The organism is Candidatus Hydrogenedentota bacterium, from assembly GCA_016791475.1.
In the GTDB taxonomy this organism is placed as follows: domain Bacteria; phylum Hydrogenedentota; class Hydrogenedentia; order Hydrogenedentales; family JAEUWI01; genus JAEUWI01.
In genome coordinates this window covers 1-528 of sequence record JAEUWI010000442.1, presented here as the reverse complement: position 1 = coordinate 528, position 528 = coordinate 1, and the positions used below count along the sequence as shown (strand labels likewise).

Here is a 528-nt window from a genome sequence, read left to right as displayed (position 1 = left end):
GAACCCGGCCTACAGCGATGTGCTCTACGTCGAGACCCTGATCGGCAGCGATACCGTCAACACCATGCCGCCGGCGACCTGGACGGCGTTCCGCGACCACGGCCGCGTCGCGGCCACGCTCGACACCGGCCTCGAAGCCGCCGAAGCCGCGGTCGCGCAACTCGCCGGACTCGGCATCGACCTTGCTACGGTCACTGAACGCCTCGAAGCCGAAGGCGTCGCCGCCTTCCTGAAATCCTTCGAGACCCTGCTGGCTGCGCTCGACGCCAAGGCGCGCGCCGTCGCCAGTGCCGCCTGACCCGCCCCGCCCGAGAGCCTCCCCCATGAAGCCGACCGACGCGCCCGCCCTGCACGACATCCGCATCTCGGTCGAGACCGAATACATCGCGGCGCAATCGGAACCGGCCCGCGACCGCTACGCCTTCGCCTACACCGTCACCATCGAGAACCGCGGCGGCCTGCCGGCGAAGCTGCTGACCCGGCACTGGATCATCACCGATGCCGGCGGACGCACGATCGAGGTGCGCG

Annotated in this window: 2 protein-coding genes; both read left to right on the top strand. The window is 70.1% G+C overall.

Annotated features, from left to right (window positions below; translation table 11 throughout):
* Positions 1-298, top strand: a 298-nt coding sequence (locus JNK74_30150) for a transaldolase (protein ID MBL7650432.1), incomplete at its 5' end; no start/stop codon positions are given.
* A gap of 25 nt (positions 299-323) precedes the next feature.
* Positions 324-528, top strand: a 205-nt coding sequence (locus JNK74_30145) for an ApaG domain (GenBank protein MBL7650431.1), incomplete at its 3' end; no start/stop codon positions are given.